Annotated in this window: 8 protein-coding genes and 1 pseudogene; 1 reads left to right on the top strand and 8 read right to left on the bottom strand. The window is 72.7% G+C overall.

Features of this window, described 5'->3' with window-relative positions:
• Positions 1-1,119 (top strand): tetratricopeptide repeat protein (locus ACRDTB_RS36080; RefSeq protein WP_431436744.1); only part of this gene is annotated, 1,119 nt, incomplete at its 5' end.
• A 225-nt stretch (positions 1,120-1,344) separates the two neighbouring features.
• Here the strand turns inward: ACRDTB_RS36080 and ACRDTB_RS36075 are convergent.
• The 8 genes and pseudogenes from ACRDTB_RS36075 to ACRDTB_RS36040 form a co-directional block, all read right to left on the bottom strand.
• On the bottom strand, positions 1,345-1,497 hold the full coding sequence (locus ACRDTB_RS36075; protein WP_431436743.1) for a hypothetical protein: 153 nt from the start codon (positions 1,495-1,497) through the stop codon (positions 1,345-1,347).
• Positions 1,498-1,574: 77 nt separating this feature from the next.
• On the bottom strand, positions 1,575-2,036 hold the full coding sequence (locus ACRDTB_RS36070) for a VOC family protein (protein ID WP_431436742.1): 462 nt from the start codon (positions 2,034-2,036) through the stop codon (positions 1,575-1,577).
• Positions 2,037-2,170: 134 nt separating this feature from the next.
• Positions 2,171-2,656: a hypothetical protein gene (locus ACRDTB_RS36065; RefSeq protein WP_431436740.1), complete on the bottom strand. Its 486-nt coding sequence runs from the start codon at positions 2,654-2,656 to the stop codon at positions 2,171-2,173.
• A gap of 72 nt (positions 2,657-2,728) precedes the next feature.
• Positions 2,729-3,301, bottom strand: coding sequence for a hypothetical protein (locus ACRDTB_RS36060; RefSeq protein WP_431436739.1), 573 nt, complete (start codon positions 3,299-3,301; stop codon positions 2,729-2,731).
• Between the two features lie 10 nt (positions 3,302-3,311).
• A complete protein-coding gene (locus tag ACRDTB_RS36055; RefSeq protein ID WP_431436745.1) occupies positions 3,312-4,682 on the bottom strand; it encodes a rhamnulokinase in 1,371 nt (456 codons plus the stop codon).
• 319 nt (positions 4,683-5,001) lie between these two features.
• Positions 5,002-7,038, bottom strand: coding sequence for a bifunctional aldolase/short-chain dehydrogenase (locus ACRDTB_RS36050; RefSeq protein ID WP_431436738.1), 2,037 nt, complete (start codon positions 7,036-7,038; stop codon positions 5,002-5,004).
• 46 nt (positions 7,039-7,084) lie between these two features.
• Positions 7,085-8,116 carry a LacI family DNA-binding transcriptional regulator gene (locus ACRDTB_RS36045; protein ID WP_431436737.1) on the bottom strand — a complete coding sequence of 344 codons (1,032 nt, stop codon included), beginning with the start codon at positions 8,114-8,116 and terminating at the stop codon, positions 7,085-7,087.
• A 65-nt stretch (positions 8,117-8,181) separates the two neighbouring features.
• Positions 8,182-8,604, bottom strand: a pseudogene (locus tag ACRDTB_RS36040) (RNA polymerase subunit sigma-24); the annotation flags it as partial.

The raw sequence follows: 8,604 nt of genomic DNA, 5'->3' as shown, positions 1-8,604 counted from the left end.
GCGACCTACAGCGCGGGCCTCGCCGAGGTGGCCGCGCGGGTGCCGGCGGCACCTCCGGCGCGCGAGCGGCCGCGGGAGTGGCTGGAGACCGAGCGACCGAGCCTGTCGACGGCGATCGAGCAGGCCGCGGCGGAAGGGCACGCGGCGCTCGCCGGGGAGCTGGCGCTGCGCGTGTCCGGTTTCCTGACGCTGCGCGCGCACGACGACGAGCGCGAGCAGGAGCTGCGAGTGGCGGCCGAGTCGCTGCGCGTGCACGGGCCGGAACCGTTGCTGCTCAAGGTGTTGCAGGCGTTGTGCGGGGTGTACGCGCAGCTGGCCCGGGCCGCGGAGATGGCCTCGGTGGCCACCGAGGCGCTCGAGCTGGCACGGTCGGTCGGTGACCGCCCGCGCTTCGTCCGGGCACTGCTGCACGCCGGGCTCGCGTCCCGGCGACTGGGCCGCCTCGACGAGGCCGCCGGCCGGTTCGACGAGGCCCTGGCGGCCGAGCCCGACGGCACCGTGCTCGCGTCGCTGCTGGTCAATCGCGCGGAGACGGACCGCGATCGCGGCACTCCGGCGCCGCGCCTCGTCGAGCGGGCGCTGGAGATCCGGCGGGCCGGCGACAACCCGCGGATGACCGCGCAGAACCTGATCATCTACGCGTACACCCTGATCGACGACGGCCGCCTGGACGACGCTGAGGCGGCCCTGGACGAGGCGGCCCGCATAACCCGATCCCTGGGCGACGACCTGCACGCGACCTATGTGGAACAGACCCGGGCGGACATCGACATCCGCCGCGGCCGCTGGTCCGCCGCCGCGGCCCGGCTCGACCAGGCGCTGCCCGCGTTCGAGTCCTTGCGGAACAAGGACGGCACGGCCGAGGCACTGCGCGCCCGCGGGGAGCTGGCACTCTCCCGCGGCGCGCCGGCGGAGGCGGTCGAGCCCCTCCGCGCGTCGCTGGCCATCTGGCGACAGCTCGGCTCGCCGCTGGAACAGGCCCGGCTCCTGGCCCGCCTGGCCCGCGCCCACGGGGCCCTGGGCGACGCGACATCGGCGGCGTCGTGCCGGGACGAGTACGGCGCGATCCTGCGAGACCTGTCGCTGAGCGAGGCGTGCCTGCGCCTGCCACCCGCCTGACCATGAGACTGTCCCGTCCCGACTTCAAATCGCCACTTCTCTCCACCCCGGCCTGCTGCGGCCCCGGGGCCGTCCTCCAACTCCTCGCGAGCACTCCGCCGAGCCGGTCGATCACCTTTGTTGGAGCGGGCGCGGTGGGGGGCGGATCGAGGTGGCGCATGCGGCGCGCTCGTCGGATGACACGTCGCGGTGGATCAAGCTCCGGTTTCCTCACCTACGCCGAACCTACGCCGAGCAGGACCGGCCGATGGCGCCGGATGCGCTGGTGGAGCGGGAGCGCCGCGCGCTGCGTGAGGCGACGGAGAACGCGACGCCGCAGGAGACGTTGCCGTACTTGCGGCCGCGTTTGATCACGCGCACGGCCAGTTCGGAAATCATTCCTACGATGGTCTGACCGTCTCACATGGACATGGCGACGCCGACCTCGCGGTGTCGGCGTAGTCCGGCGAGCAACGTCAGTCCAGGCAGAACTCGTTGCCCTCGGGGTCGGTCATCACGATGAAGCCGGCGCTCATCGGGGGAGTGGGCTCGTAGCGACGTACCCGCGTCGCTCCCAGCGCGACGAGCCGGTCGCACTCGACCTCCAGCGCCGCCATCCGCTCCTCTCCCTGGAGTCCGGGAGCCGCACGGACGTCGAGGTGGACGCGGTTCTTGGCGACTTTGTCCTCCGGCACCTGCTGGAAGAACAGCCGTGGGCCGTGCCCGTCCGGGTCCTCGATGGCCGATCTCGTGTTGCGCTGCTCCTCCGGTACGCCGACCCGCGCGAGAAAGTCGTCCCACGCGGCCAGCGGATCGGCGTCCTCGGGCAGGTCAACCCCGGGCGGGCTGGGGTGGACGTAGCCCAGTACGTCGCGCCAGAAGGACGACAGCGCCCGCGGGTCGTGGGCGTCGAAGGTGACCTGGATGTGGCGGCTCATCGGGTTGCTCCGTTCGTAACGGGTTTCGTGTGCGGGTAGAGGTCGCGCAGCAGGCAGACTTCGGACAGATGGTGGATCAACTCGCGGTGGATGTCGCACCACATCGGTCATGGGCGCGTTAGCGGCGTCGGCGGTTATTCGAGCGCCCCAACGATCACGGCGATTATTGCGATGACGAGGAAGATGACAGCGAGTGCCAGTAGTGACGCGCCGACGCCACGTGCTCGCTGGGGTGGCGGCCCGAGTGCCCCACGGGAGAACGTCCACTTCGGTGCTCGGTACTCCAACGCGACGTTCTGGTTCGGCGCGACGTCGACGGTGATCTCCGCTGGGCCATACTCCTTCGGGAACCGGTAGGGAACGAACACGCGCACGTGGTGGCGCCCAGGCGGCACGGGAATGACACTCGTTCCCCACTGGGCGGGTACTGGATGGCTGTTGACCAGAATCGTTGGCCCATCCGGGTCATTGACACCGTACAGGGTGCCGCCGCCGAATCCTTGAATGCTGTTTATGGTGATCGCAGCCTGCCCCGGAGGCTGCGGTGGTGGCTGCTGGGACGGCGAATACCCACCGTGCTGCCGGCTGGCATTGCCGTAGTCGGGTGGTGGTGTGGTCATGGCAGCCTCCACAGGGAATGCCGGCGTTCTTGCCACGTATGCACGGTAGCGATATGCGCCACCAATGCCGGGTCAAACGACACGCACCGACGGTTCGGTGCGACCACTCGCGGCGATGATCGTCGCCGCGAGTGCTATTCGGTGGTCCTTCGTCCAGGGCGGCCCGAGCGAGGCCCGCGGGCCGTGGAGCACCTCGTCAGCTCGTTCGCCGAGGACGCCGATGGCCTGGCCCTCCACATCCCTGGCGTCATAGAGGTGGACCGCCCAGCCGCGTGCGTGCGCGAGCTCGGCCAGCACCTGGCGGTACCTGACGGAGTCCGCGCGGGACTCGTAGGGCACGCGACGTTGGACGGCGATGTCGTCGGGGAAGTCGAGCGGCCAGGACCGCATCGACACGATCGGCTCGGGCAACGCGGCGGCGAGTTGGTCCAGCGCCGCTGACGCCGCCCGGACCGCCGACGCGCGCACCTTCGCTACCAGCGCCGCCGCGGCGTCGTCGTCGAGAGGCTTGCCGTCGTGGTGGATCGGTGCCGCCGGCATGCCGGGTTCGACCAGCTCGATCCGCCGGCGGTCCGCGACCTCGTGGTCGGCCGATGCCGTGACCGCCACTGCCCAACCGAAATGATGGGCGATGCCCAGCCGCATGCGGCCGACCCTACATTTCGGCCAGACCGACGGGGTGGCGCCGCTGATCGGCGGGTTCGTAGCGGGTTGTCGGCTGGGTGGCTCGGACCAGGGCGCGCAGCGCGGCCAGGTCACCGTCGAGTGCGCCCAGGGTTCGGGCCTGCACCAGTACGTTGCCCAGCGCCGTGGCCTCGACCGGTCCGGCGATGACCGGTAGGCCGCACGCGTCCGCGGTCAGCTGGCACAGCAACGTGTTCCGGGCGCCGCCGCCCACGACGTGGATCACGTCGACGTCGTGGCCGGACAGCTGGACGGCCGCCGAGACAGCCCGGCGGTGGGCCTGCGCCAGACTGTCCACAATGCACCGGACAGTCTCCGCGCGGGTCGCCGGGACGGGCTGGCCGGTGCGCCGGCAGGCATCGGCGACGCGTGCCGGCATGTCGCCCGGTGGCAGGAACACCGGGTCGTCGGGGTCGATCACCGACCGGGCCGGCAAGCCTGCCGCCTCGGCGAGCAGCGTGCCGCGGTCGGCGTCCGGCCACGCCCGCAGGCACTCCTCCAGCAGCCACAGGCCCATCACGTTGCGCAGGTACCGGACCGTGCCGTCCACGCCCAGCTCGTTCGTGAAGTTCGCCCGCCGGCTCTCCTCGGTCAGCACCGGCTCGGTCAGCTCCACCCCGACGAGCGACCACGTGCCGCACGAGATGTACGCGAACCGCTCCCCCTCGGCCGGCACGCCCACGACCGCCGACGCGGTGTCGTGCGAGCCCACGGCGATCACCGGGGTGCCGTCGAGGTCCGCCGCCGTGCCGAGGACCGTGCCCGGATCGCGCAGCGGCGGCAGCAGGTCCGGCGCCAGGCCGACCCGGGCGGCCAGCGACGGCGCCCAGGTCCGGGCACGGACGTCCAGCAGCTGCGTGGTCGACGCGATGGTCAGCTCGGCGCCGACCGAACCGGTCAGCCAGTACGCCAGCAGGTCCGGGATCATGAGCAGCCGGTGCGCCCGCTCCAGGCGCCGCTCGGCCGCGAGCTGGTGGATCGTGTTGAACGGCAGGAACTGGATGCCCGTGACGGCGTACAGGTCCGGGCCGAACCGGTCGGCCGAGGCGTCCGCGGTGCGCCCGTCGCGGTAGTGCACCGGGTTGCCGAGCAGCGCGCCGTCGGCGTCGAGCAGCCCGTAGTCCACCCCCCACGCGTCGATGCCGACCCCGTCCAGCTCGCCCGCGCGGCGCACCCCGTCGAGCACGCCCCGGTAGAGGTCGAGGATGTCCCAGTGCAACGTGCCGCCCACGCGCACAGGCCGGTTGGCGAACCGGTGACACTCCTCGATGGACAGTTCGCCCGGACCCACCCGGCCGGCGATCACCCGCCCACTCGCCGCGCCCAGGTCCGCCGCGGCCACCCGCTTCACGACGCCCCCTCGCAGGCTCGGTCGCGCCGCTCGCGGTCGCCCCGTATCGAACGGCTCGCTCCGCAAGCTCCGCGAACAAACACCCCCTCACAGGCTCGGTCGCGCCGCTCGCGGTCGCCCCGTATCGAACGGTTCGCTCCGCAAACTCCGCGAACAAACACCCCCTCACAGACTCGGTCACGCCGCTCGCAGTCGCCCCGTATCGAACGGCTCGCTCCGCAAACTCCGCGAACAAACACCCCCTCACAAACCCAGACACCCCACCCACGATCACCCCGCGCTGATGGTTCGCTCCGCAAGCTCGGCTCACTCATCGCAGGAACGCCGCCGCCACGCCGGCGTCCACCGGCACGTGCAGGCCGGTCGTCAGCGACAGGTCCCCCGCGGTCAGTGCGAACACCGCGGCCGCGACGTGCTCGGGCAGCACCTCCCGCTTGAGCAGCGTGCGCTTCGCGTAGTACGCGCCGAGGTCCTCCGCCGCGACGCCGTACACGGCCGCCCGCTGCGCACCCCAGCCGCCGGCGAAGATGCCCGAGCCGCGCACCACGCCGTCCGGGTTGACGCCGTTGACCCGGATGCCGTGCTCGCCCAGCTCCGCGGCGAGCAGCCGGACCTGGTGCGCCTGGTCGGCCTTCGCCGCCCCGTACGCGAGGTTGTTCGGGCCGGCGAACACGGCGTTCTTGCTGGCGACGTAGACGAGGTCGCCGCCCATGCCCTGCTCGATCATCATGCGCGCGGCCTCCCGCGACACCAGGAACGAGCCCTTCGCCAGCACGTCGTGCTGGCGGTCCCAGTCCTCCTCCGTGGTCTCCAGCAGCGGCTTGGAGATCGACAGCCCGGCGTTGTTGACCACCAGGTCGACGCCGCCGTACGCGAGCGCGGTCCGGCGCAACGCCGACGCCACCGCGGTGGCGTCGGCGACGTCGACGGTCACCGCGAGCCCGCCGAGCTCCGCGGCGACATTCTCCGCCGCCTCGGTGTCGCGGTCGGCCACGGCCACGCACGCACCCTCGGCGGCGAGCCGCCGCGCGGTCGCCCGGCCGATGCCCGAACCGCCGCCGGTGACGAGTGCGACGCGGGCGGACAGCGGCCCGGGCGGCGGCATCCGCGCCAGCTTCGCCTCCTCCAGCGCCCAGTACTCGATTCGGAACTTCTCCCGCTCGCCGATCGGCTCGTAGCGCGAGACCGACTCCGCGCCACGCATCACGTTGATCGCGTTGACGTAGAACTCGCCGGCCACCCGCGCGGTCTGGCTGTCCTTGCCGAAGCTGAACATCCCGACACCGGGCACCAGCACGATGGCCGGGTCGGCGCCACGCATCGGCGGCGCGCCGGCGTCGGCGTGCCGCTCGTAGTAGGCGCGGTAGTCCGCGCGGTACCGCTCGTGCAGTTCGACGAGCCGGGCCAGCAGGTCCTCGAACGGCGCGGTGGGCGGCAGGTCGACAACGAGCGGGCGGACCTTGGTACGCAGGAAGTGGTCCGGGCAGCTCGTGCCCTTCGCGGCCAGCTCGGCGAGCCTCTCGCGCGACAGGAAGTCGAGCACGGCCGCGCTGTCGGTGTAGTGGCCGACCTGCCGGCGGTCGGTGGACGCGAGGCCGCGGATCGCGGGCGCGAGGCGGGCGGCGAGCAGGCGCCGCGCCCCGGGCTCCAGCGTCTCGATCGTGACGGGCCCGAACGGGTCCGGCCGGCCGTGCTCGTCGAGAAACCGTTGCGCCGTCTCGATGATCTCGCGGGAGTTGGCCTCGCACTCGTCGCTCGTGGCGCCCCAGGCCGTGATGCCGTGCCCGCCGAGGATCACGCCGATCGCCCGCGGGTGCTCGCGGTGCACGGCCGCGATGTCCAGGCCCAGCTGGAAACCCGGGCGACGCCACGGCACCCACACCACGCGGTCGCCGAAGCACCGCTCGGTGAGCGCGGGCCCGTCGGCGGCCGTGGCGAGCGCGATGCCCGCGTCGGGGTGCAGGTGGTCGACGTGCGCGGTGTCGACGAGCGCGTGCATGGCCGTGTCGATGGACGGGGCGGCGCCGCCCTTGCCGTGCAGGCAGTGGTCGAAGGCGGCGACCATCTCGTCCTCGCGCTCGGCACCGGGGTAGACGTCGACGAGCGCACGCAGCCGGTCCAGCCGCAGCACGGCCAGCCCCTCGGCGCTGAGCGTGCCGAGATCCCCGCCGGATCCCTTGACGTACAACAGGTTCACGTCGCGCCCGGTGACCGGGTCGGTGCCGGTGGCCTTCGCGGAGGTGTTGCCGCCCGCGTAGTTCGTGTTGCGCGGGTCAGCGCCGAGCCGGTTGCTCCGTCGTACCAGTGCCTCGACCTCACCGGCGGCCGAATTGAACGTTTCAACCATCGCGGTCAGCATGCTGGCGACGCACGAGCGGTGTCAAGGGTCGGTGTCAAGGTCGGCGAGGAACCCGCGTGGAGGCGCGGACGACCAGTTCCGGGCGGAAGCGGATCTGCTGGTGCGTGTGCCCGGGGTCCCCGCTCGCCTCCTCGAGCAGCAGCCGCGCGGCCGTGCGGCCGAGCAGCTCGCGCGGCTGGCGGACCGACGTCAGCGGCACGGCGGCCGCCTCGGCGAACTCGATGTCGTCATAGCCGACCACCGCCAGCTCCTCCGGCACGGACCGGCCCAGCCGGGTCATCGCCTGGAGCAGGCCGAGCGCGAGGAGGTCGTTCGCGCAGAACGCGGCGGTCGGCCGGTCCGCCGCGGGCAGGCCGGCGAGCCGCTCCCCCGCCCGGCGGCCCTCGGTCACCTGTAAAGCCTCGGTCTCCAGCCGCACCAGCGCGGACTCGGGACGTCCGGCCGCCGCCAGTGCCCGCAGCGAGCCCCGGTGCCGGTCGCGCACCTGCGGCACCGACATCGGCCCGCCGACGAACGCGATCCGCTCGTGGCCGGACTCCAGCAGGTGGGTCAGCGCCAGCTCACCGCCGAGCTCGTCGTCGACGGCGACCGAGCACCACGTCGGGTCCGGCGCCTCGCAGTCGACGAGCACGACCGGCGTGCCGCCGCCGGGCATCGCCGCGAGCCGCTCGCCGGCCGGGTCGATCGGGGTGATCAGCACGCCCTGCACCCGCTGCTCACGCAGCCGCTCGAGGTACTCGCGCTCACGGGCCGCGTCCTGGTTGCTGTTGCAGAGGTAGACCGCCATGCCCGCGGCCCGGGCGGTGTCCTCGACCCCTCGGGCGACATCGTTGAAGAACGGGTTGGCGGCGTCCATCACGACGTAGGCGATGGTGCGGCTGCGACCCGCACGCAGCTGCCGGGCGGTCTCGTTGCGCACGAACCCGAGCTCGGTGATCGCCGCCTGCACACGGGTCCGCGTGGCCTCGCTGACCAGATGCGGCCGGTTCAGCACGTTGGACACGGTGCCCACGGACACGCCGGCCCGCGCGGCGACGTCCTTCATGCCCGGGGACCCGCTGGTCATCACCCCTCCCGCCACCACGTGTTGGCGAAAGGCTAGATCAGATCCGGCGCCGACGGCGCACGGGCTCAGCGCGCGGCGGCCGCGCTCTCCCGCGCCCGGGCCAGCAGCAGCGCCCGCTCCCGCTCGTTGCGGGTGAGGCCCGCCGCGCGCTTGAACTCGTCGCGTGCCTCGTCGTGCCGGTCCAGCTTGGCGAGCAGGTCACCGCGCACGCTGGGCAGCAGGTGGTAGTTCTTCAGCGACGGCTCGTCGCCGAGCTCGTCCACGATCCGCAGGCCGACGTCCGGGCCGAACGCCATCGACAGGGCCACCGCCCGGTTCAGCTCGATCACCGGCGAGGGCACCAGCTGCACCAGCCGGGCGTAGAGCGCCGCGATCCGTGCCCAGTCCGTCTCCTTGGGCGTGCGCGCCCGCGCGTGGCAGGCCGCGATCGCCGCCTGCAGCTCGTACGGCCCGGCCTCGCCCGGCAGCGCCTCGGCCCGGGCGAGCGC

The organism is Actinophytocola sp. (assembly GCF_050699935.1).
Lineage (GTDB): Bacteria > Actinomycetota > Actinomycetes > Mycobacteriales > Pseudonocardiaceae > Actinophytocola.
The sequence above is the reverse complement of the archived record's forward strand: the minus strand, read 5'-3'. Positions and strand labels throughout refer to the sequence as shown.

What these genes read in the sequence shown, in the direction of transcription:
- ACRDTB_RS36075 (WP_431436743.1), bottom strand. Translation starts at nt 1,497, where the DNA reads ATGATTTCCGAACTGGCCGTGCGCGTGATCAAACGCGGCCGCAAGTAC.
- ACRDTB_RS36070 (WP_431436742.1), bottom strand. Translation starts at nt 2,036, where the DNA reads ATGAGCCGCCACATCCAGGTCACCTTCGACGCCCACGACCCGCGGGCG.
- ACRDTB_RS36065 (WP_431436740.1), bottom strand. Translation starts at nt 2,656, where the DNA reads ATGACCACACCACCACCCGACTACGGCAATGCCAGCCGGCAGCACGGT.
- ACRDTB_RS36060 (WP_431436739.1), bottom strand. Translation starts at nt 3,301, where the DNA reads ATGCGGCTGGGCATCGCCCATCATTTCGGTTGGGCAGTGGCGGTCACG.
- ACRDTB_RS36050 (WP_431436738.1), bottom strand. Translation starts at nt 7,038, where the DNA reads ATGGTTGAAACGTTCAATTCGGCCGCCGGTGAGGTCGAGGCACTGGTA.
- ACRDTB_RS36045 (WP_431436737.1), bottom strand. Translation starts at nt 8,116, where the DNA reads ATGACCAGCGGGTCCCCGGGCATGAAGGACGTCGCCGCGCGGGCCGGC.